This window comes from Pararcticibacter amylolyticus (genome assembly GCF_003130405.1).
In the GTDB taxonomy this organism is placed as follows: Bacteria; Bacteroidota; Bacteroidia; order Sphingobacteriales; family Sphingobacteriaceae; genus Arcticibacter; species Arcticibacter amylolyticus.
In genome coordinates, this window is record NZ_QEAS01000004.1 from 159,067 (window position 1) to 181,145 (window position 22,079).

Here is a 22,079-nt window from a genome sequence, read left to right on the forward strand (position 1 = left end):
TTAATGTTCTGTGTGCTAGGTAGTGTTCAATTAAGTGAGTCAGGGTTATGGCAACTACTCTACGAAGGAAAGCCAATCAGGTACATTTGCTTTTTATACTCGCGGGGAGACAGTCCTGTGATCTTTTTAAATGTCTTCGAAAAGTAGGAGAGATCCTGAAATCCTGTTTCGGCGCCGATTTCCTGGTAAGTCATCTTTGTGGTGGCCATCAGATACTGTGCCCGTTCCACCCGTTTCTCATGTATGTAACTGACAGGGCGTGAACCTGTATAGAGCTTAAATTGCCTGGAAAAGTAATCGGGATTTTGATTGATCCGTTCAGCGAGGTTGAATACCGAAAGTTCTTCGTGCAGGTTCAGCTGGATGTAATTAAGCGTTTCGGCTATCTTAACGGGGATGATCTTCACATCCTGCTGTTTGAGCGTATTGGAACTCAGGAACCTGGCTGCCAGCTGCAGCAGCATTCCCTGGGTCTCCATGTATTCGCCTACGTTCTGCAGGTTGTTGAGTTCCTGGTATTCTTTATAAAAGATGTCTTTTTCGTACAATTTAGGGTTGTCAGACCGGTTGATTCCTCTTCCCGGGTTGATTTCCAGTAACCGGGCGAAAAGCCGGAAATCGGTTTCTGTGGCCTTGACTTTCAGGATAAAGCGGTTGTTGGTAAACAATGAAGTTCCATCCATGGAATCTTCAAAGAAATGAACGAAGTACTGCCCAAGATGATGGTTGCAGCTCATGGTGCATAGCGTGAAGCTAGGAATAATGTATAAATATCCGGGTTCAAGCCTGGTCGGTCCATTGCTGTCTTTTAGTTCACCTTCCCCCTCGTCAATGAGGTAAATCCGGTGATAGGGGCTTATCACATTACCATAATTCCATTTCGAATTCAGGCTCACCCTGTCGACATTTAAAAGCGTAAAAATGTGCTGGAATGTTCTTCTGTTCATGATGAGCCCTGGACTCCTGGCAGATAAAATTAGCCTTCTGAATAATAGTAAACAATAGAAAAGTCGGATTTGTACAAAAAAAAGTCTTTTTGAGTCAAGTCCTGCTGTCACGATTGTACTAGATTTGACTAAACCAAATTAAACTTATATGAACAGAAGAACTTTGCTGAAAGGAGCCCTGGCAGGAGTTTCGTCCCTGTATCTGTCAAAACTTTACAGTGGTACGTGGATGCCTCCCTTGGCGGGGCAAACCGGCGCCGGTCTCCGTTTTCAACCCACTTGGGATTCTCTCTCCGGCTATCAGGTACCTGATTGGTACCGCGATGCTAAATTTGGATTATGGGCACACTGGGGGCCGCAATGTCAGCCGGAATATGGCGATTGGTATGCCCAGGGCATGTATAGGGAAGGTGGTGACCAGTATAAATATCATTGCAAAAAGTACGGGCACCCGTCGAAGTTTGGTTTTAAAGATGTCATCAACGAATGGAAGGCAGATCAATGGGATCCCGAAGAATTGGTGGCCTTATATAAAAAGGCAGGAGCAGGGTATTTTGTTGCGCTTGCCAATCATCATGACAACCTTGACCTTTACCCGACCAAATATCACAAATGGAACTCTACCCGCGTCGGACCCCGTAAGGATATTATCAAAGGCTGGGCGGACGCAGCACGGGCAAACGGACTGCCTTTCGGCGTTAGTGTGCATGCTTCGCATGCCTGGACCTTCTACGAAGCTTCCCAGGGGGCAGACAAATCGGGTCCTTTTGCAGGAATTTCCTATGATGGTAAAATTACGAAAGACAAGGGGAAGGGCACATGGTGGGAGGGGCTGGATCCCCGGGAACTCTACGCCCAGGATCATCCTTTAAGCACCCCTAACAGGGACGGCCATAAACAATGGAACTGGGGAGATGGCGCTTCAATCCCTTCAAAGGCTTATATGGAGAACTTTTACAAAAGGACCCTGGCGCTGATAGACAACTATGAACCCGACCTGGTGTACTTTGATGATACGGCGCTGCCTCTCTGGCCGGTGAGTGATGTGGGCCTGAAGATTGCCGCTCACATGTACAACACCAGCATTAAAAAGCACGGCAAACTGAATGCAGTAATCACTGGTAAGATACTGGATGAACAGCAGCGCAAATGCATGGTTTGGGATATTGAACGCGGCCAGAGCGACCGGATTGAGCCTTTGCCATGGCAAACTGATACCTGCCTGGGCAACTGGCACTATGATCAGCGGGTGTATAATGGGGATCATTATAAGTCTGCTGCAACTGTGATCCATACCCTTTGTGATGTGGTAAGTAAGAACGGCAATCTGTTGCTGAGCATACCGGTCAGGGGGAACGGGACGATTGATGAGAAGGAACGCGCGATTGTGGAGGGGATCGCTTCATGGATGAAGGTAAACAGCGAGGCTATTTATGGCAGCCGGCCCTGGACTGTATTTGGCGAAGGGCCTGCGGCGGGCAGTGCGGCTCCGCTGACTGCACAGGGCTTTAATGAAGGGAAAGGAAAACCTTTTTCGGCAGCTGATATCCGTTTTACCACGAAAGGGAAGATTCTTTACGCTATCCTCCTGGGATGGCCGGAAGAGAATAAAATACTGGTAAAAAGCCTTGGAGGGAAGGGAAAGGTTGCGGATGTACGTTTGCTGGGACATGGCGAGCCACTTGAATTCAGTCAGAGTGATCAGGGACTGGAGGTGAAGTTTCCCGGACAGCCGCTGTCGCAGCATGCAGCGGTCTTAAAGATCAGCGGTGCAATTGTTTAAGAATTAAATTTAAATTATAAAAGACCGGAAACCGGATGACGGTACACGGTTGTTACTTAACATTATGAATGAACATCTTCAATTGCCGGAAATTGTTTTTGGCACAAGCGGTCTGGGGAATTTATACAAAGCTTTACCTCAGGAGCTTAAAGACGATATTATAAAGGAATATGTAAAGCACAGTCCAGGTAGGGTATTCTTTGATTCTGCAGGCAAATACGGCGCCGGCCTTGCTCTTGAGTCGCTTGGAAAAGGTCTGAAAGCCTCCGGTGTAAGCCCGGATAAGGTGATGATCAGCAATAAGCTGGGCTGGTACAGAACGGAACTGACGACACCGGAACCGACGTTTGAACCAGGAGTATGGAAAGATCTTCAGTATGACGCGGTTCAGCAGATCAGCTACGACGGGATCCTGGCCTGCTATGAGCAGGGGAATTCGCTTCTTGGGGATTACAAAGCTGAATGGGTATCCGTTCATGATCCCGATGAGTACCTGGCAGCTGCAAAAACTGAGCAGGAAAAAGCGGAGCGGTTTTCAGATATTCTGGATGCCTACCGGGCTTTAAACGACCTTAAAAAAGACGGACAAGTGAAGGCCATTGGCGTTGGTTCGAAAGACTGGAAGATCATCCGGGAGATTAGTGGGGTGGTCGCTCTTGACTGGGTGATGATTGCCAACAGTATGACCATTCATAGCCATCCGGCTGATTTGGTTGCTTTTATGAAGAAACTTGAGAAAAAGGGCGTGGCCATTATCAATTCAGCAGTGTTTAACGGTGGTTTTCTGACCGGGCTGGATTACTACAACTATCAACCCGTGTCGCGCGAAACGAATCCTGCCCTCTATCAGTGGCGCGAATCGTTTTATGAGATCTGTGCAGCATCTGATATCAGGCCGGAAGCTGCATGTGTGGCCTTTGCCTTGCGTGCACCGGGCGTGAAAAGTGTGGCTCTGAGCACGACAAATCCTAATCGGGTCGAGGCAAATGCAGGCATGGGCCGGGTTGTTATTCCTGATAATTTCTGGCGTATACTCGTTACAAATAATCTGATAGATGCGGATTACGCAGAGTCATTTCTCTACTAATATAGTCTTATATGAAAAGACAGTGTTTTGCGCTGGATTTAAAGAATGATCCGCAGCTGATCTCTGAATATGAGCATTGGCATAAGGCCGAGAACGGCTGGCCGGAAATCCGCAGGAGCATCATTGATGCGGGGGTGACTGATATGGAGATTTACCGCACTGGTAACCGCCTGTTTATGATCATGGATACTCCCGACGACTTCAGGAACGATGAAAAGGCGGCCCGCGACGAAGCCAACCCAAAAGTACAGGAGTGGGAGCAGCTTATGTGGAAATTTCAGGAACCGCTTCCCTGGGCAGCGGATGGCGAAAAGTGGGTGCTGATGAAACAGATATTTAAGCTCTAATTAAAAAAACGGGGGATCCCCCGTTTTTTTAATTAGAGCTTATGCCGAAAGTTCTTTTTTAGATATTACCCTACTTATCAAACAGCTAATTACTCTTCTGTGCGATGAATTTTCCCACTTCAGATTCGAAATTATGCATTTCGAAATCGTCGTTCAGGATCTTCCCGTCTTTTCCGACCAGTATGTATTTGGGAATGCCGTTGAATTTGAACAGTTCGCGTAAATAGAGATAGTCATCAGAGGAAAGGCGATAGGTGTTCGCCAGCTCCTGTTCTTTTACAAACTCATCATATTTGTTGAGAGGGGACTCGTTTTCTGCGGTAATGAAAATGAATTCGAATGAACCGTTGTTTTTGTACTTATGGCGGCTTTCTTTAAAATGCCTTATAGAAGCGATGCAGGGCCCGCAGAAGATACCCCAGCAATCAACGATGAGGGTTTTGCCTTTGTGCGGTTCAATGATCTTTCGGAAAACATCAGCGGCTTTTCCCTGCGGCAGATCATAAGCCGTTTTTGCAACGGATGGATATGCCTGGTAGAACATGCGTTCGGCTTCCGACAGGAGGAAGGGGTGAGTAATTCCGTCTTCGAACGCAGTGAGGTAAGCACGGGCCGCATCCTTATCCTTTACCTGTTCGAACGTAAACTCCAGCGAGCGTACCTTGGCGATCTGATAAACCAATCCAGGTTGAAGCCTGAAATCTGTGTTCAGTACTGAGTCTTTGTATGCCCAACCCTTTTTTGCCAGCATAACAGACGTATTTTCGGGCTTTTTCAGGTACTTGGTTTTATATCCCTCGTTGTGCTGCTTGTATCGCTCGTAGAACAACTTTGACTGTACTTCGAAATCCTTCATCATCTTGTCTGTTTCCTCTTTTGTAAGATTCGTTCCGAGTTTCTTGAGCACTTCCTGTTCAAGCTTAAGGAAATTTTTGTCTTGCACTGTCGGCTTAAGTCCGAGTTCTGTAAAGAGGTATTGGCCAAAAGATTTGTCGGGTGAGGTGATCACTGAGATCCGAAAGGAACCTTTAAAGGGATTCGCAAACTCGAAGCGGTTAATGAATGTACCGAATGAAGAGGTGGCCAGCAGGGTCGGATCATCGAGAGGGATCAGCTTCATGAAATCATAATAGTCCAGGTTTTCACGGATCTTCAGTATAGCATTCCCTGTATCAACAGTGGCCTGATATTTCCTGTCCATGAGATAGTCAAACATGTAGCTGGCATTGCTGATCATGACTTCATTGCTCAGGATCTTTTCAGCTTGGGGGCTGATCTTTTTTTCTTTTAAGCTCCGCTTAAGCTTTTCTTCGGCTTCTTTCCAGTATTGCATTTGGCGGACTTTAAAGTCAGCCGGGGCAAGCGTTTTGACTAATTTTTTAAATGAGTCGTAATCAGGTGGCAGCAAAGCTGCAGACATCAGGTCACCATTAACCCGGGCGAGGGGGCCGCCGAACACGATATCTTTAAAGGTGTTTCTTTGGTTCCTTAACCTGTCGGCTGTTAGGAATTCTTCCCAGTTAAGTACCATCGACAGGCTCCGGCCTGGTTCCAAATAGAACGGGATAGTCCTGTCTGCCATTACCAGGTAAGTATATTTTGGATGAGACATAGGGATATTAGCCTCAAAGCGCCCATCTTCATGGATACTGATCACCGTCGGAAAATCTTCATCGGTCAGGTCGTTGGAAGCATACACGATGCCGGTTGAAAATCCTGCTCTCTGGTCGTACCCCTTGATGTAACCTACCAGCCTGGCAGTATCGCGGCTGAAGAATTCGGGAGACGAATAATCAACCGGTGTTTTCTTTTTGCTCTTTTCCAGCTCTGCATTGAGCCATTCTTCCACGCTTGCCGGAACAGAGTCCGGTTGTGGAATTGCCTTTCTTTTCTGATTTAGCGAAATTCCGTAAATAAGGGTCTTTTCTCCTTCTCCATAATCAATGGTCTGTGAACCCCTGGGAAGAGGAGGGAATACCAATATAAAGGTGGAATCGCCGGAAGCGGGCATGTAAATTTCTTTATCAATTTCGCCGTTCTCCATACTCCTGATAAACAGCTTCTCACCGCTGCCGGCTTTAATAAAGGTTTGTTTCTCAAACTTCATCCACCATCCCGGAAGGAACGTGCAGTGTACCCAGAGCCGCGTTTCGTTTTTTTTGATCTCGATCCTGGAAATTTCGCTCACCCCGGTGTTTCTGAATTCGTATGCCGGGTTCAGGATCTTCCTCTGGGCAAAGGAAAAGTATGAAAACAGCGTAAGCGCGACAAGGGTAATGATCTGCTTCTGCATGGGGTTATTTGCTAGTTATATGATTAGATTCTTTTCCGGCACGTCATTGTGCCAGAGGGTTTTGTAAATATAATGTTTTTCCTGAATCCAGGAGAGATATATGGATTCTTTTTACACTTATTTGAGGATATTAATCCTCAAATAAGTGTATTGTGAGAAAATACCTGAAAATACCTATCTTAACCACCAAATATTATATACAAATATGAAATATGGAATGAAATTGCTGGGCGGCCTGTTTTTTTGTGCTGTTCCTGGCTTATCTATGGCGCAAAGCGGGAATTATGTGTTGAATGGAAAGGTTGCGCCGTTGCCGGAGACAGCAAAGGCTTATCTTTATTACCAGACCGGAAAGGGGGCTACTACTGATTCTGCCGTGATTAAAAACGGGACATTTGCGTTCTCCGGAACGTTGAACGAACCGCTTAGCTCGTACCTGATCATTAACCCAAATGGTACAGGCATCCGTCAGCGGGGTCTTGCCATGATCCCTCTTTATCTTGAGAACGGTAAGATCACCGTGTCTAGCAAAGACTCGCTGCAAAATGCTAAGGTTTCAGGAGGTCCTGTAAATGCAGATAACGCGGTTCTGAACAATTTGCTGAAGCCCGTGAATGAAAAAATGGCTGCTATAAATAAAGAATATTCTGAGGCCCCGGAAGAAAAACAAAAGTCTCAGGAGTTTACCAGCGCACTTGAAAAGCGATACCAGGTGCTGGAAGAAGAACAGAAATCTATTTATAAAGCCTTTATCAAAAGTCATCCGGCGTCTTTGTTGAGCTTGTTTTCTATCAAAAATTTAGGGGGATCTGTGCCGGATGTAAAAGAAGTAGAACCTTTGTTCAATTCGCTGGCGGCTTCCGTAAAGTCCAGCAAAGCTGGTGTCGCTTTTGCGGAAGAGATAACGAAGATGAAGAAGACCGCCATTGGTGCGATGGCTCCTGATTTTACCATGGCAGACACGCTTGGCAAACAGGTTTCTCTTCATGATTTCAGGGGTAAATATGTACTGATAGACTTTTGGGCAAGCTGGTGCGGCCCTTGCCGCAAGGAGAACCCCAACGTGGTAAAGGCGTTTAATACTTATCAGTCGAAAGGATTCACTGTACTAGGTGTGTCCCTGGATCAAACCAATGCACGGGATCGCTGGATAAAAGCTATTCATGACGACGGCTTAACCTGGACCCAGGTATCAGACCTGAAAGGATGGAAGAATGAGGCCGCAGGTCTTTATTCCGTTCGCGCTATTCCGCAGAACTTTCTGATAGATCCAAGCGGGAAGATCATTGCCACTAATTTACGTGGCGAAGAACTGGAAAGTACGCTGAGTCGTATTCTTGGAAAAATATAAGGTTTTACCAGAAGAGGCTCCGGCCTCTTCTGATCTCCTTTTTTTATTCCTTTGAGAAGAGCTTTTTGTAAAGCTGTAAACCACATCAGGAATGAGTTACCATAGAAAACCTAAGCAAATATCCTCTTCAGGAATTCTTCTTTAAATGTTTCAGAAACGGGGATGTACTTGTCACGGATCTTTATCCGATCCCTTTCAATACTTTCAATTTTATCAATGGCTACAAGGTAGGATTTGTGTACCCGGCAAAACCTGGCGGGCGGAAGCTCCTGTTCCAGGTCTTTAAAGGTCTGAAGAGTCATGACACCTTTAGCTGGTGTATGAATACGACGGTAATCGCGCATTCCTTCTATGAAAAGAATATCGTCCAGTAAGACCTTTTCCAGACGATACTCCGTCTTTACAAACAGGAAATTCCGCAGGTTCACGCGTTCGTCCTGGCTGATCTTGTCGAACACCCTGTTTACTGCCTGCAGGAAGCGTTCGAAGGTATAAGGCTTGAGCAGGTAGTCCGCTACGTTAAGCTCGAAGCCTTTCAGCGCATACTGGTCGAAAGCTGTAGAAATGATCACCTCGGGACGTTGGGTGAGGGATTCCAGAAGTTGTATTCCTGTGAAGCCGTCCATTTGAATATCCAGGAAGATCAGGTCGACTTTGGCGGTTCTGAGAAAGCTGATGGCTTCGATTCCACTGTCGAATATGCCGGTAAGCTGCAGAAATCCGGCTTTAATGACATAGTCTTTTAGCCGTTCCTGTGCCAGAGGTTCGTCTTCTATGATGATGCAGTTAATTTTCATTCAGCTTAATGCTCAGGCTTACTATATATTTCGATTCTGTTTTTTCCATGTGGAGGATATGATCCGGATAGATTAAAGTTAGACGGTTTTTTATGATATCCAAGCCGGCACCTCCTTTTGTTTTTTCAAGTCCGGGAATTTTATCAAGCACGTTGTTACAGGAAAAGTAGATCTCTTCACCGATGATCCTGATGATAATATTAATAGCATTTTCCTGTTTTTTGTTGGTGCTGTGCTTAAACGCATTCTCGATGAACGGAATAAATAGCATAGGAGCAATCTGCAGATTCCCCGGGTCCCCGGTCACTTCAAGTTTTACAAAACCGGAAGCCGATGATCTGATGCGCTGCAGGTCAATGTATTTGCTGATATACTCCAGTTCCTGGGATAACAGGATCTTCTCGGCTGAGGCGTCGTAAATGGTGAACCGCATAATGTCGGAAAGCTTTTTTAAATATTCGGAGGCTTTAGCCGGGCTCTTTTCGATCAGGATATCGATGTTGTTGAGTGTATTAAAAAGGAAATGAGGATTGATCTGCGCACGTAGCAGCGCCAGTTCCGTCTGAAGATTTTTTTTCTCAAGTGTTTCTTTAATCTTCCGCTCGTTAAACCATAAGATCAGGGCTTTGAGCAAACTGCCGCTGATAATCGCACTGATAGTCATTGACATCATATTCAGAAGTCTCAGTTTCAACGGGTATAATATTGCATTATGTTTGTCTTGAGAAGATAAAATATCTCCGAATTCACGTTTGAAGGGGACAATGAATAATTCTCCTATCAGTAAAGTAAAAAGTGTTGTCAGTACAGCAAGTGCTCCGAAAGTCAGGTATTTTTTTCTGGTAAAATATGTCGGGAAAAGGAAGCAGTAAGCAACGTAGAAGGAGAAAAGTGGCACTAGTTGAAAAATGAACCTACTCCATAGAAGCGACAGCGTATAGAGGTCGGAGGTAGATGATTTTAACTGAAACGACACTAACGGGATAATACTGAAAAGCAGTCTTGACCAGTAAACAAGATGAATAATGATGATGGTTTTTTTCTTCATGATCTTATTTTGAGTACTGCAAAGGTTAGCCTGTTATCACTGTTCATGAAATAAGTTCTGCAAGTTGCCCGGTTTGTCCTGCAAAAGAACGAATTCGGACGGGAAACCGAAAGAAGTCCGGCAAAATTGAATGAGAGCAGCAAAACCTCTGCACAATACACTGAAGGTGTTTGCTGCTCTTATTCAACACTTAAGGTAACCGGAGATCTAGCACAGAGATGACCGGCAGGTGATCAGAATCAGTGGATTCCAGGACATAAGACGATAAAGGCCAGAGACCTTTACCGCTGAGGATGTAGTCGATTTTCCGGTCTGTTCCGCCTGCCGGAAAGGTTAGGTCTTTCGTGTTAGTAACATCTTTTAAATATTTTGTCAGCGTGGTCACTTCTGCTGTGCCAGGGCTTGCGTTCATGTCGCCGGTCAGGATCAAATACCTGCATTTGGTTTTCTCTATGATCCTGTTGATCATGTTTGCCTGGTTGATTCTTGACCGGGAATCCCTGTAGTCCATATGGACGACTGCAGCCTTCACCATGGTCTTTTTGCTGACGTGCAGGTCGGCAACAAAGAATGCGACTGTTTTGGAACTGTCTGATAATATGGGGAGACGGAAGGAACTTACTTTACCAATGGGATAGCGGGAAAGCAGGGCATTGCCATAAGCACCTCCCTGGAAGGCGAAGTGTTTCTGGAACAGGTGATGCATGCCTGTCATGGAGGCAAGTATGGCAGCCTGATCCATGTTGTCTGAGCGGCTGCATACACTGTCGACTTCCTGCAGGCCCACTATGCCGGCTCCACTGCTGTTTATAAGGGAGGCCATGTGTGATAACCTGTCCTGCTCATCTTTGTCTGCGCCGTGGTGAATATTCCAGGTCATAACTTTGATAGCTGCCGGGGGATCGGCGTAAAGAAGATATTTGCTTCGTATCTTCCTGTATTTCTTTAATCCGGCTTCCCAGGTTTGACGGATTGCGGGTTCGCTAAACCCCCGTTTGATCTGTTCGCGCAGCAAGCTATTTCCCACCAGGTAATCAAAATGCAGGATGCTATCGGGGCTCTTCGCATTCTCCCCGTTAAAGAAAAGCGCTTTCTCGGGATAGCTTTTGTACATTTCGAGTAGCCACTGCAGATTGAGCCGTCCTCCGATTCCGAAGGCACCGCGAGGGTAGTTGCGGAGGTCAATACCGTAGCAGGTATCGTTTGCGTGTGCCGGGCGTTCGGCCATACCGGTAATAGGTTTTGGAGTGAATGCGAAATCGTATTTTCCTTTAAGCAGCGGGCTTCCTATTGCCTGGAACGGAAAGAATGTACCTCTGGCATCGCTGACTGCCGTTGCTCCGAACCAGCAAAGGGAAGGATAGAGAAAGACTGACCGGGGTGTGTTGAGATTGGGAGAAGGAGGTTGTTTAAAATCAAAGCTTTGGCCGTGACGATAATTTCCCACCGGTATTACTGTCAGACTGCACTTTTTTCTGTTCCGGAGCCATCCTTCCCCATTGATCATCCGGGCGTATTCGCCGATGGTCATGCCGTGCACGATGGGTACAGGGTGCATGCCGATGAAACTTTTGAAACGAGGGTACAGAACAGGACCGTCTATATACCCGTCGTTGGGATTCGGACGATCCAGTATAATGACCGGGATGCTGGCTTCTGCACAGGCTTCCATAATGTAATGCAGAGTCGATATATAGGTATAGAACCGGACTCCGACATCCTGCATGTCGAACAGGATGGCATCGATGCCGCGGAGTTCTTCTGGCTTGGGTTTTTGGTGATGTCCGAAAAGGGAGATTACCTGGATGTGCGTAACAGGGTCCGCATGATCCTCCACGGGAGTATTGGCGGCGACTTTTCCGTACAGCCCGTGTTCGGGACTAAATACCCTGACGATGCTCACACCCCTGGCGAGAAGGGAATCGATCATTCGGCGCCTTCCGATCATAGAACTATGGTTGCCGGCCAGCGCTACTTTTTTATTGCGGAGCAGGGGAAGGTACTCTTCTGTACGCTCAGCTCCCGGAATGCAGACCGTATCTGTATGCTGAATTGGGCTGCTCTCCTGTGATGCGGATAAGTGATTCATTGCAAGCGCAAAAATGCCTGCAATGAAAAGTTTTACTGCTGTTCCCATCCTGGATTCTGTTTGAGATTGCCATTGTCCACAATATCTGAATTGGCGATCGGCCGGTAATATTTCTTATCCTCAAAAGACCTTTTCTCGTCATCCCGCCATGTAACGAACCCTTTGTTTCCTTCGGTAAGACGGGCTGCCCTGTTGTCTATGACGTAATAGATAACGCCCGGCACCTTAGTTTGCGGAACTGCATCAACAAAGCAGACATCGGGACTGCTGTTTCCGTCCAGGTCCATCAGGACGTTTTTAGCGGCTACGTAGATGCCTTTCCATTGCATTTCGAGCAGGCGGCCTTTCTTCCATCGTAAAAGATCGGCATACCTGAAGCCCTCGTATATCAGTTCTATCCCACGCTCTCTTCTTACTTCCAGCAGGTATTTATCGTTGATCCCGCTGAAATAAACCTGCTGGAGATAGGGATCAGCGGATACAGGTGGATCCGTTTTTACACCCGCTCGTTTGCGGAGTTCGCCGATGGTCCTGCTCCAGATTGCAGGGTCGCTATTCATAAGTCCCAGTTCTGCCACTGCTTCTGCGTAGTTGAGGAGAACTTCGGCGTATCGGATCAGGGGCACGGAATTGTAGGATTCTGCCGCACCGTCCAGGCGTTTGTCATCAAGACTGAATTTCAGGATTTGATATCCGGTAAATGTGTAGCCGAAGTTGGGTGGGGCCGCGCTGCCATCACTCCTTTTGTAACCGATTCCCCTGATAGTTTGTGAAAGACGCGGATCTCTTCCCGTTACTTCCCTTACAAACCGCATGGTATCGGATCCATCTATATCGGTAAACCTTGATCCATCACGGTTCAGGTAGGTATTGACAAACTGTTTGTTGAGCCCCCAGCGGGCTCCGTAAGTGGCACTGCTGAATTTCCAGGTAATATCATGCCATCTTTTAAGGGAGTTGTTGTAAACAACGGCCCAAAGTATTTCCTGCGAAACAGGGTTTTCGGAAGTGAAGAGGGTACGGTAATCTTTATCTGGAACTCCGGTGCTGTAAAGGGAGTACTTTTTTGAGTCTATTACTTTTTTTGCTGCTTCGGCTGCAGCCTGCAGCCAACTGTCTGCTGTGTTCCCCAGGTTGAGTTCGGTATGGTATTTCCTGAATGTTCCTTCGAAAAGACAAACACGTGATTGGAACGCGAGGGCTACCTGTCGCGTCACCTTTGAAGCGGTGTTGTCTTTTACATCTTCAATATTGGCAGCAGCAAAATTAAGGTCGGCCAAAACGGAATCCATTACCAGGGTACGAGGGTCGCGCGGCTTGTACAACTCTTCAGTGTCGTTAACATCCAGTGGTTTCGAATACCATGGCACATCGCCGTACGTCTTTACTTTTTCAAAATAGAACCAGGCTCTGAAGAAACGAGCCACCCCCTTGTAATGATTACGCACCTGCTGATCGATGGCAGGGTTGTTGGATCTCTTCAGGAAGTAGTTAATGTTCCGTAGATCTGTCCACGACCAGCGAGCCTGATCAACCGGGGTGAAATTGCCGGCAATAAAAGCGGGGGAGTTTGATTTGGATGTATAGTCGCCCATCTCGTCTGCGATCACCACAGACAAGCCATCGGGCATCATTTTCTGATAGAAGGAGTTGGTATAGAGCTCCAGATCCTCTTTTTTGTTAAAGAAAGTACTGGGTACCAGCTTATCGAATGGTTCCTTCTCAAGGAAATCTTTATTACAGGATGCCAGCAGTGCAATCAGGCTGGTCAGTGCGAGCCAAAGGGCTTTTCTATGGAATATATGAGAGTGAAGCATCTTAAAAAGTGAGATTTAAACCGAGTGTAGTTGTTTTGAGCATGGGGTAGGCATAGCCCTGGCCACTGTTGTTCATCAGATCGGAAGCCGGATCTTCGATCACTTCCGGATCAATGCTGTCGGAATATTTATTCATCCCCGAGAGGGTGAACAGGTTTTGGGTGGAGAGGAAGATGTTTGCACCTTTAATATGAAGCTTGTCGAGCCACGGCCGGGGAAATGTGTAATCAAAGGTGAGGTTTTTCAGCCTCATGTAGCTTGCATCCTGCAGATACCTGGTCTGTGGTGCCCCCAGTGAACGGGAAGCACTGTTGGCGGCATATCCTCTCAGTCTCGGAAAATATCCATCAGGTTTATCTTCTGTCCAGACATTTTCCATCATTTTTACCGGCTGATATCCATAAGGCCTGTTATACAGGCCCCAGAAGATCCCTGCCTCGGGGGCGAAATACCAGTCGCGTTTCCCGATACCCTGGAAGAATGCCGAAAGGCCAAAACCATTCCATCTTCCCGTTAGGGTGAAGCCGAACTGGTAACGGGGCGAGTTATTTCCAATTATCTTCCGGTCTCCTGGATTGTATATGGTGTTGTCGCCCTGGTTAATCACCTTGTCGCCATTGATATCGGCGAATTTGATATCTCCGGGCAGTTGTTTCCTGTTATTGGAGTTTTGCAGGAAATCCTGGTTGGCATGGCCCGCTATCTCTTGTTCTGAAGTGAAGAGACCCAGGGTCTGGTATCCCCAGATTTCCCCGATCGTATGCCCAACATAGTATGTGGCCGACAATGCCCCGGTTGGATTATTGAACCTGGTGATGACCGATTTGTTGTCCCACAGCGAACCATTAAGACTATATTCGAATGCTTTTCCAAACAGGGTACTTTTATTACGCCATGAAAGAGTGAGCTCCCATCCTTTGGTCGACATATCGGCATAGTTTCCGTAGGGCACAACAGCTCCGAATACAGCGGGCAGCGGCGGCCCGGCAGTAAACATATCGGTAGTTTTCCGGTCATACCAGTCGAAATTAATGTTCATCCGGCTTTTGAGCAGGCTTATGTCGGCTCCGAGGTTGAATGTTTCAGAGCGTTCCCAGGTCAGTCCATTCGGTATCACGTCCGGGATTTGAGTATAGTTATTCTGGATGCCATTCAGCACGGCGCTCATCTTGATTACCGACATCTGTTCCTGGTAGCGGTAGGGGGCTACGTTCCCGTTTCCGAGAGATCCGTAGGAACTTCTGACTTTCAGTTCGTCGAGCCAGTTCCGGCTCCAGTTCATGAAAGGTTCTTCCGAGAGCCGCCATCCTGCGGATACGGAAGGGAAGAAGCCATACCGCTGGCTGGCCGGAAACTTTGATGAGCCATCATAGCGGCCGTTGAACTCGGCAAGATAGCGGTTTTTATAGTCGTATCCCACCCGGTAGAACAGGCCGAGGTATGCCCATTCGTTGCCTCCTCCTCCCACGGTGTAGTTGAGACCGTCCATCAAGTTGAAGTCCGGTTTGGATGGGATCAGCAACCCATCGCGACTGGCATTGAAGCTTTCGTATTTTGATGATTCGGCGTTATAGCCTGCGAGAAGCTTAAGCCCATGACCAACTCCGAAATGCCTTTCGTAACCTGCTGTTAAATTGAACGTTTTATAGGTCCGCTCGTTGGTGAACTGCTGAAGCAGGCTCCTTCCCAGCCTTGCTGTCTGCCCCGGAGCGTTGCTGTAGCTGACATAATTGTTTATGCGTTTCTCATTGGCGCGCTCTTTCAGGAAAGTAAAGTCGCCTTTCAGTGTCAACGCATTGTTCAGTGCCCTGGCTGTAAAACCCAACGTGTTCCTGAACATGGTATTGGAGGTGTTCGATTCATTATTGCCATCAATAAAGGATGCAAGACCCGAGTAAACGCCTGTATGGGTGTACGTGCCGTCGGGATTGTAAATGAGGGCCATCGGGTAGGAGAGCAGATCCATCATTCTCCAGATTGTCTGATTATCGCGGTCGGCAAGCATCGGGAAAGAATAGGTATAATCCGATAATTCGAAATTATTCTGAATGGTGAGCCATTCTGAGGCCTTAATATCCCCTTTGGCCCGTATATTGTACTTATTCAGCCGATCGGTGTTATGGTTAAATATTCCATCCTGGAAGTAATATCTTCCTGAAAGAAGATAGCTTGTTTTATCTGTTCCACCAGAGATGCTAAGCGCCTGTTCGGTCGATGGAATATTATCCTGATACAGTTCTTTGTACCAGTCGGTGTTCCCGAAATATTCATAGCGTGCAAGGGCTTCGTTATATTCTGCTTTCGGAAGGGAGGGATCTTCGTCGTGCTGCTTCAGCCTGTCGAGATATTCCAGTGAAAACGGGAAAATGTTGTTTACAACCGTAGGGTGGGAGTTATAGTCATACCATCCGTTATATGAATCATCAAAATTCTTTGCCCACACATATCCGTTTGTAACCAGGTTGGGCGTGACGGTCCTTTGGTTAACAGAATAATTGCTGTTCGCCTGGATAATGGTTTTTCCTGTTTTGGCCGATTTAGTGGTGATTAACACAACTCCGAAGGCTGCCCGTGAGCCATAGATAGCCGCCGAAGAGGCATCTTTCAGAACGGTTACGCTTTCTACGTCGTTTGGATTAATGAGGGAAGGATCGCCTTCTGCTCCGTCTATAAGGACCAGGGCGCTCCCTCCGGCACCGATGGAAGTAGTGCCACGAACATTATAAGTTGCTTTTCTCGTAGGGCTTCCGTCTACCATTTTAAGGTTAAGGTTAGGGATGGTTCCCTGCAGCAGACGGGTAAGGCTGGGAGATGGACGGTTTTCAATCACCTGAGAGGTGATCTGTGAGACTGCACCTGTGAGGTTGACTTTCTTTTGTGTGCCGTACCCTACCACTACAACCTCGTTCAGTTCACCGGGAAGTTCCTTCATAGTAAAAGAGGCAGAAGTGTTTCTTCCTTCAGCTACGACGATGTTCTTCTTTATTTGCGTTTCAAATGCGATGTATGTTACCTTCAGTGTGTAAGTGCCAGGTGCTACCGCCAGGGTGAAGTGCCCGTCGGACCCACAGCTCACACTTTGTTTAAGTTCAAGGATTTGTACTCCGGCACCTGGCAGCGGCTGTCCCGACGCGTCGGTAATGAGCCCGGAAATGGTCCCCGGCTGAGGTCTTGCCGTGAGGATGATAGCGCCAGCTTCCTCTCTGTAATCAATCTTGTGCCTGGAGAAAAGAGTGTGCAGGACACTTTCAAGCGGTTCGTTATGAAACCGTACAGGTCCGGTGCGGATATCGCCAAGCCTGAGACGATCGGTAAAATCAAAGTCAATGCTGTTTTTCTCCTGCAGGTCACGCACAACCTGGTAGAGAGTGGTCTGTGTGTAACTAAGGCTTACCTTCTTCTGTAATACCTGTGCATTACCGGAGGAAGCATTCAGTACGGGAGCGGTAGTAGTAATGAGTATATAGAGGATTGTTGTTATTTTCATATACCAGCGCCAACGCGGTGAAAATTTCATAATTGTTATCTATTTTTGAAGTGTTGGTAAATCTTGTTGATTTGCTATAGCGGTTGCAGGCTAAGGGTCCAATCTTGTACTGCAACGAAAGAGTCCCGGTGCGGCACTATGCTGCGCCGGTTTGTTTATCGTCAGTAGAGTATTATCCTGTTCTCCTCCTTTCTGAATTTTTTTCCAGTCATTCTGCATAGCTGTAGAAGTGTTTTATTCCACTGCCGCGATGCCCGGATAGTAAAGTTGTATTTCATTGTTTTAATTTCCGGATCTACTGTTTGGAGCTTGATCCCGTAATAGTTGTAGAATAGTTCTGCCAGATCGCCGAACGATGCCTGCTCTAATACAGTTGTGCCGCTTCTCCAGCCCGCATCTTTTTCAGTGTTAAAACCGGAGAAAACGCTTCGGCCGCTTTTGGTGCTGATCTCCATTTTTCTGCCCTTATTCAGGATGCCTGCGATTCCGGACCGGCCAGAGACGCTGACTTTTCCGGTGCTCACGGAGATCGTTATACTGCGGGTAGGTGTATATCCCCTTACGTTGAATGAAGTGCCCAGCACCCTGACCTCTACAGATCCGGTATACACTTTGAAAGGCCGGCGGGAATCTTTCTTTATGTCGAAGAATGCTTCGCCCTGTAGTTTTACTACCCGGTTTTGTTTCCGGAAATTTGGGGGGATGTACAATGATGAATTAGCGTTCAGGAAGATCACCGAACTGTCGGAAAGCACCAGGCGTTTTACCTCTCCGATGCCGGTGCTAACTGCAGTGTAACATTGCCGTGCAGGGGCAGTGCTTTTGTCCGCTGTTCCGTTACGAATAAGCATCGTTACAGAAAGAAGAAGGAGCGCTATCGCGGCTGCAATACCTGTGCCCAACCTGCGGTAAAGCGGAACAGGCTGCCGCTTATTCAGGACTTCGCGGAGGATCTTTTCTTTAAAAACATCCAGACCGGCTGTTTCGGGTTGATTTCCGGTAGTTTTACGTTCATTTAGAAACGACTCATACCAGCGGTCTATTATATATCGTTCGGCACTTGTTGCTTTGTTCGTTTGGTAGCGCCGTATAAGCCTGTTCAATCGTGCTTTATCCACTATCTGTTCTTTAATACAACAGAGACATAGCAGGCAGGAATGTATATTAAATTGCCGGTATGATATTGTTAAGATTAAATTAAGCGGCTCAGTACGAGCAGTAACAGGGAATGGCTGATATCAGGGTGCCGTGAAATAAGCGCAGCTCTGATCCTCCTGTTCAGTTCTGAATGGTAGCTTCTCACCGTCTGCTCGGCGAGGCCAAGGGCGGCTGCTATCTCACGCAGGGAATAGTCTTCATTGCGAAGGATAAAGATGTTTTGCATCGCCGGAGGCAGCTGTCCGATAATTTCGGAAAGAGATGTTTGAAGATCATTTGCAGCGAGGGTGTCGAGGATACCGTTCTGTATATCATCCATACGGGTGAGTAAGTGAGCTATTGCCTGTTCGTGCAGGCTGGCCCTCGAAACATGCCTGAGGAATTTATTTTTTAAAGTTGTATGAAGATAGCCTGCAAGGGAGGTACCCACTGTAAGCTGTTCTCTCTTTTCCCAAATTCCGGCAAAAACGTCTTGCACCAGGTCTTTTGCAGTGTCACTGTCCCTTGTAAGTTTCATCGCCTGTTGCAACAGGTCTTTCGTGAAGGAGTTAACAATACATTCAAAAGCTTTTTCGCTGCTTGTCTTTAACCCGGCCAGAATTTCATCCTGGTTTGCCTCGTTAACCGTCAGTACCATAGTTGTATGCAAAATTATCTTCTGCAATCCGGACTAAAGGGATGGCGCATGTTATAAAAAAGTTAAGTTTCGGTTAGGCAGGGTTTGCTAGTTTAAGAATAGAAAAATTTACTCCAGCCAGTTGAAACTGATCGGCGTTGAGTTAAGTAATACCAGAAAAATATGTCTGCATTGGCTAAAGAAAGTGCCAGAGATTCAGATTTAAGTCAATTCTTTCAGGAAAGCCCTGAGTTTACGGCTTAAACAATAGTTTTACAAGATGATTGTAAGATGTGCTTTGGCTATTGCTTTTATCGCTTCTCAACTGGCTGTCCGCGCCCAGGACAACTGGAAGCTGGATACGGAAAAAGAAGGAATTAAGATATACAAAACCGCCGTACCCGATTCAAAAGTTAAGGCTGTGAGGGTGATCGCGATGCTTGACACTGACCTGTCGCAACTAGTAAGCGTTTTGATGGATGTGAATACGGGTAGTCAGTGGGTTTACCATACAAAGTCATCTGTGTTGATAAAAAAGGTCTCCCCCTCGGAACTTTATTACTATTCAGAAGTTGATCTTCCCTGGCCATGTGAAAACCGGGATTTTGTTGCGCACTTAACAGTGACGCAGGATCCCCGCACCAAAGCGGTCACCATTGACGGACCTGCTGTTCCCGGTTATGTTCCTTTAAAACACGGGATTGTCAGAATTGGCCATTCGAAGGGGAAATGGATATTATCGCCGGTGGGGAATAAGGTAAAAGTTGAATATACCTTACAGGTTGATCCGGGCGGAGCGATTCCGGCCTGGCTGGTTAACGTGTTCGCTGCGCAGGGGCCGCTTGAGAGTTTCAGAAAACTAAAGGCTCAGTTAAAAAAGCCCACTTTCCAGGGTGCAAAGCTTTCATATATTCAAGACTGAACGAAGAAGGTTAGTCTTATCGCTTTCAGAGTTTTAGAGGGTGTTTTATTCAACCGGGCCTTGTCAGGATTGCCCCTGAAATGAGCCAGTGCTTTTGTTGGGTGTTTGAAAAAAAATCTAAGGGTGGACGAATCAAAAGTGTCCGAAAGTGTTTTGGCTTCGCAACCACCAAAGTCAGTCTGCCCTGATCTACACATTTGTCTATAGGACCAGAAGGCAGACATGTTCGGGATCGGTTCGGGACAGCTTTGAGCCTGGTTCGTCTTTTTACGCAGAATTCTGCTAGTTTTTTCCCGGATTTCTCCGGGATCTCTCCGTAAAATCAGGGAAAAATCCCGTAGAAATCCCGGAGAAAACTGCGTGCCGACCCAAGCGAGCCTGCCAGCATTCCCGAACAAGTCCGGATGCAGAGGCGAACAAGGGCTACAAGCCAAAGCTGAAAAAAGGACATTTTTATCTTGAGATCCGGAAGATTACCAAAGATTCAGGTTGCACAAAAAGGCAGGACCTGGCCATACCTCTTCCTTTGGTTTGTCTGAGCTCGGGGAAAACTTTGGGATTCGTGTGTGGTTGGTGGTTGTGTGCTGACTAAGGTAAAGGTTAAAAGGAAATTATCCAAAATCTTTTTTATTTGATTTTTATCTGCTAACAGGAACCGGGACTTTATTATCTTCGGGTTATTTACTTAAAATTTATTAAATGGACTTAAAAGCATACCTGGACTATTTTCAGCAAGTACTGGCAGATGAAGATCCTAAAGCTCCGTATGACTCCGTGGATTATATGGAGTATACAAAACTAAACTGGGTCCGGATGAACCGCTGGTTTAAGACCGCTGAGTTAAGCGCCCCTATAATAACTGCTGCGGGTAATATCATTGAACCTCAAAAATGGATAGTGATTACTGAACCATGGTGCGGTGATGCAGCCCATATTGTTCCGTTCATTCAAAAGGTCGCGGAGCTTAACCCTCTTGTAAGCATAGATTATGAACTAAGAGATTCTGAACCTTTCAGCATAAGCAGTTATCTTACTAATGGCAGTAAGTCGATCCCTAAATTGATTATCAGGGATGAGAGCGGAAAGGATTTGGGAGTGTGGGGACCGAGGCCAGCTCCTTGTCAGGAGCTTTACCGGAAATTGACGGCAGAAAAAGCTGATTTTGAAACGTTGAAAGTGGAATTGCAAAAATGGTATAATAAAGATCAGGGGAGAGAGATACAGAAAGAACTGACTGCTTTGATCCAGGGTGCCGAAGATGCGGTACAAGAGTAGAGGATGTAATTACCTAACAGCAAACGATTGAACAAGCATCCGATAATTCTTCAGTTAGATGGGTAAAAAGCCCGGCTGTTAATTAAAAATGCCAGTTAGTATGTCTGGATGAAAAGACTTACTAATAACAGAAATATAATATCAAAATTTGTTGCTTCTTCATATATTTAACAAAAAACTAGAGCCGCTAATAATGAAATCCTCATTGAAAAAATGCATGGCCGGCATGCTTCTGATAACCTTGGGAATTATATCTTGCAAAAAAGACAGTACTCTTGAAAAGGAGGACGCAGCAGTGAAAACCAATCAGGGATTTGGCAGCATTTCTTATTACGCCAAAGTCGGTCGGCCTGGTATTAGAGCCGCAAGTGTTTCGTCTGACACGATTGCCGGGCCGGATAGTCTTAGTCTTACCGTTAATGTTAAGTGGTCCTTTGCAACTGTTTATGTCGAGAAAATTGCATTTAGAGGCAAAAGCAATAATCTGCTTGATACAACCATTATAGTTGGGAAAAAACTGGACATATTCAATGCAAATGCATTGGCCGGAGTAATTAAATTACCCTCAGGAGCCTATAAGGACGTGAATGTAAAAATGTTTTTAAGGAAATCGCCAAAGTCTGACTTTGCTTTCGAATTCAAAGGTACATTTACCAACAGCACAGGAGGAACTGATAGTGTAGTAGTGGGGAGTTCCTACCCTTTTGAAGCAAATCTTACAGTTTCAGATGTAGCAATTGACCCTTCTGTCGGCTATAACGCGGTTTTTAGCTTTGATTTGAATAAAGTATTAACAGGGATCACCACTAAGGAGCTGGAAACCGCTAATAGTTATATCAGGCCCGGTAATAAGAAGGTGTACTCTATCTGGAAGGGGGGATCTCAGGAGGTCCCATATTACGACCAGGTTATACAAAACTGGCAAAATGTGGCAGGTGTAACATTAGTCAGAGAGTAGTGGAACCTGTTGACTGATTCACATTGCAATTTTCGTCCCTTTTGTATTGCTAACGGCACTGGTTCTCACCAGCTGACATTTACGACAGGTTCGATAATGTCGAT

At 46.4% G+C, this 22,079-nt stretch carries 16 protein-coding genes; 7 read left to right on the plus strand and 9 right to left on the minus strand.

The features are described from left to right. Positions 1–59: 59 nt before the first annotated feature. Positions 60–947, minus strand: a complete 888-nt coding sequence (locus tag DDR33_RS06535; RefSeq protein ID WP_109414968.1) for a helix-turn-helix domain-containing protein — start codon at positions 945–947, stop codon at positions 60–62. Positions 948–1,095: 148 nt separating this feature from the next. On the opposite strand from DDR33_RS06535, the gene DDR33_RS06540 reads away from it, so the two are divergent. The 3 genes from DDR33_RS06540 (at position 1,096) to DDR33_RS06550 (ending at position 4,164) form a co-directional block, all read left to right on the plus strand. Then, complete coding sequence (locus DDR33_RS06540) at positions 1,096–2,730, plus strand: alpha-L-fucosidase (RefSeq protein ID WP_109414969.1); 1,635 nt, start codon at positions 1,096–1,098, stop codon at positions 2,728–2,730. A gap of 64 nt (positions 2,731–2,794) precedes the next feature. Further along, positions 2,795–3,817 (plus strand): aldo/keto reductase, encoded by a 1,023-nt coding sequence (locus tag DDR33_RS06545; protein WP_109414970.1) that lies wholly within the window; start codon positions 2,795–2,797, stop codon positions 3,815–3,817. An 11-nt stretch (positions 3,818–3,828) separates the two neighbouring features. Beyond that, a complete protein-coding gene (locus tag DDR33_RS06550) occupies positions 3,829–4,164 on the plus strand; it encodes an L-rhamnose mutarotase (RefSeq protein ID WP_109414971.1) in 336 nt (111 codons plus the stop codon). An 85-nt stretch (positions 4,165–4,249) separates the two neighbouring features. On the opposite strand, the gene DDR33_RS06555 is transcribed toward DDR33_RS06550, so the two are convergent. Continuing rightward, positions 4,250–6,457: a TlpA family protein disulfide reductase gene (locus tag DDR33_RS06555; RefSeq protein WP_109414972.1), complete on the minus strand. Its 2,208-nt coding sequence runs from the start codon at positions 6,455–6,457 to the stop codon at positions 4,250–4,252. 205 nt (positions 6,458–6,662) lie between these two features. On the opposite strand from DDR33_RS06555, the gene DDR33_RS06560 reads away from it, so the two are divergent. Continuing rightward, a complete protein-coding gene (locus DDR33_RS06560) occupies positions 6,663–7,808 on the plus strand; it encodes a TlpA disulfide reductase family protein (RefSeq protein ID WP_202913671.1) in 1,146 nt (381 codons plus the stop codon). A 110-nt stretch (positions 7,809–7,918) separates the two neighbouring features. Here DDR33_RS06560 and DDR33_RS06565 read toward each other — a convergent pair whose 3' ends face one another. The 7 genes from DDR33_RS06565 to DDR33_RS06595 all read right to left on the minus strand — a co-directional run bounded on the left by DDR33_RS06565 (position 7,919) and on the right by DDR33_RS06595 (position 18,841). Further along, positions 7,919–8,605 (minus strand): LytR/AlgR family response regulator transcription factor, encoded by a 687-nt coding sequence (locus DDR33_RS06565; RefSeq protein ID WP_109414973.1) that lies wholly within the window; start codon positions 8,603–8,605, stop codon positions 7,919–7,921. Continuing rightward, the gene (locus DDR33_RS06570; protein WP_109414974.1) at positions 8,595–9,653 is read right to left on the minus strand and encodes a sensor histidine kinase; all 1,059 of its coding nucleotides are present in this window, start codon (positions 9,651–9,653) and stop codon (positions 8,595–8,597) included. The genes DDR33_RS06565 and DDR33_RS06570 overlap by 11 nt, the downstream gene beginning before the upstream one ends. Positions 9,654–9,843: 190 nt before the next feature. After that, positions 9,844–11,790, minus strand: coding sequence for an exo-beta-N-acetylmuramidase NamZ domain-containing protein (locus DDR33_RS06575; protein ID WP_109414975.1), 1,947 nt, complete (start codon positions 11,788–11,790; stop codon positions 9,844–9,846). Further along, the gene (locus tag DDR33_RS06580) at positions 11,775–13,559 is read right to left on the minus strand and encodes a RagB/SusD family nutrient uptake outer membrane protein (RefSeq protein WP_109414976.1); all 1,785 of its coding nucleotides are present in this window, start codon (positions 13,557–13,559) and stop codon (positions 11,775–11,777) included. Before DDR33_RS06580 ends, DDR33_RS06575 begins: the two co-directional genes overlap by 16 nt. A gap of 1 nt (position 13,560) precedes the next feature. After that, entirely contained in the window at positions 13,561–17,046 is a 3,486-nt protein-coding gene (locus DDR33_RS06585) for a SusC/RagA family TonB-linked outer membrane protein (RefSeq protein ID WP_109414977.1), read from the minus strand. A 161-nt stretch (positions 17,047–17,207) separates the two neighbouring features. Next, on the minus strand, positions 17,208–18,164 hold the full coding sequence (locus DDR33_RS06590) for a FecR family protein (RefSeq protein ID WP_146198714.1): 957 nt from the start codon (positions 18,162–18,164) through the stop codon (positions 17,208–17,210). Positions 18,165–18,238: 74 nt separating this feature from the next. Continuing rightward, a complete protein-coding gene (locus DDR33_RS06595) occupies positions 18,239–18,841 on the minus strand; it encodes an RNA polymerase sigma factor (protein ID WP_109414979.1) in 603 nt (200 codons plus the stop codon). A 259-nt stretch (positions 18,842–19,100) separates the two neighbouring features. Here DDR33_RS06595 and DDR33_RS06600 point away from each other — a divergent pair, with 259 nt between their 5' ends. The 3 genes from DDR33_RS06600 (at position 19,101) to DDR33_RS06615 (ending at position 21,975) form a co-directional block, all read left to right on the plus strand. Next, positions 19,101–19,742, plus strand: coding sequence for an START domain-containing protein (locus tag DDR33_RS06600; RefSeq protein WP_109414980.1), 642 nt, complete (start codon positions 19,101–19,103; stop codon positions 19,740–19,742). Between the two features lie 699 nt (positions 19,743–20,441). Next, positions 20,442–21,017, plus strand: a complete 576-nt coding sequence (locus tag DDR33_RS06610) for a thioredoxin family protein (RefSeq protein WP_109414982.1) — start codon at positions 20,442–20,444, stop codon at positions 21,015–21,017. A gap of 226 nt (positions 21,018–21,243) precedes the next feature. Continuing rightward, positions 21,244–21,975 (plus strand): hypothetical protein, encoded by a 732-nt coding sequence (locus DDR33_RS06615; protein WP_238387698.1) that lies wholly within the window; start codon positions 21,244–21,246, stop codon positions 21,973–21,975. Positions 21,976–22,079 lie beyond the last annotated feature (104 nt).

Bases quoted from the DNA above. Each gene is read 5' to 3' on its own strand.
- DDR33_RS06535 (WP_109414968.1), bottom strand. From the start codon at position 947: ATGAACAGAAGAACATTCCAGCACATTTTTACGCTTTTAAATGTCGAC.
- DDR33_RS06540 (WP_109414969.1), top strand. From the start codon at position 1,096: ATGAACAGAAGAACTTTGCTGAAAGGAGCCCTGGCAGGAGTTTCGTCC.
- DDR33_RS06545 (WP_109414970.1), top strand. From the start codon at position 2,795: ATGAATGAACATCTTCAATTGCCGGAAATTGTTTTTGGCACAAGCGGT.
- DDR33_RS06550 (WP_109414971.1), top strand. From the start codon at position 3,829: ATGAAAAGACAGTGTTTTGCGCTGGATTTAAAGAATGATCCGCAGCTG.
- DDR33_RS06555 (WP_109414972.1), bottom strand. From the start codon at position 6,457: ATGCAGAAGCAGATCATTACCCTTGTCGCGCTTACGCTGTTTTCATAC.
- DDR33_RS06560 (WP_202913671.1), top strand. From the start codon at position 6,663: ATGAAATATGGAATGAAATTGCTGGGCGGCCTGTTTTTTTGTGCTGTT.
- DDR33_RS06565 (WP_109414973.1), bottom strand. From the start codon at position 8,605: ATGAAAATTAACTGCATCATCATAGAAGACGAACCTCTGGCACAGGAA.
- DDR33_RS06570 (WP_109414974.1), bottom strand. From the start codon at position 9,653: ATGAAGAAAAAAACCATCATCATTATTCATCTTGTTTACTGGTCAAGA.
- DDR33_RS06575 (WP_109414975.1), bottom strand. From the start codon at position 11,790: ATGGGAACAGCAGTAAAACTTTTCATTGCAGGCATTTTTGCGCTTGCA.
- DDR33_RS06580 (WP_109414976.1), bottom strand. From the start codon at position 13,559: ATGCTTCACTCTCATATATTCCATAGAAAAGCCCTTTGGCTCGCACTG.
- DDR33_RS06585 (WP_109414977.1), bottom strand. From the start codon at position 17,046: ATGAAAATAACAACAATCCTCTATATACTCATTACTACTACCGCTCCC.
- DDR33_RS06595 (WP_109414979.1), bottom strand. From the start codon at position 18,841: ATGGTACTGACGGTTAACGAGGCAAACCAGGATGAAATTCTGGCCGGG.
- DDR33_RS06600 (WP_109414980.1), top strand. From the start codon at position 19,101: ATGATTGTAAGATGTGCTTTGGCTATTGCTTTTATCGCTTCTCAACTG.
- DDR33_RS06610 (WP_109414982.1), top strand. From the start codon at position 20,442: ATGGACTTAAAAGCATACCTGGACTATTTTCAGCAAGTACTGGCAGAT.
- DDR33_RS06615 (WP_238387698.1), top strand. From the start codon at position 21,244: ATGCTTCTGATAACCTTGGGAATTATATCTTGCAAAAAAGACAGTACT.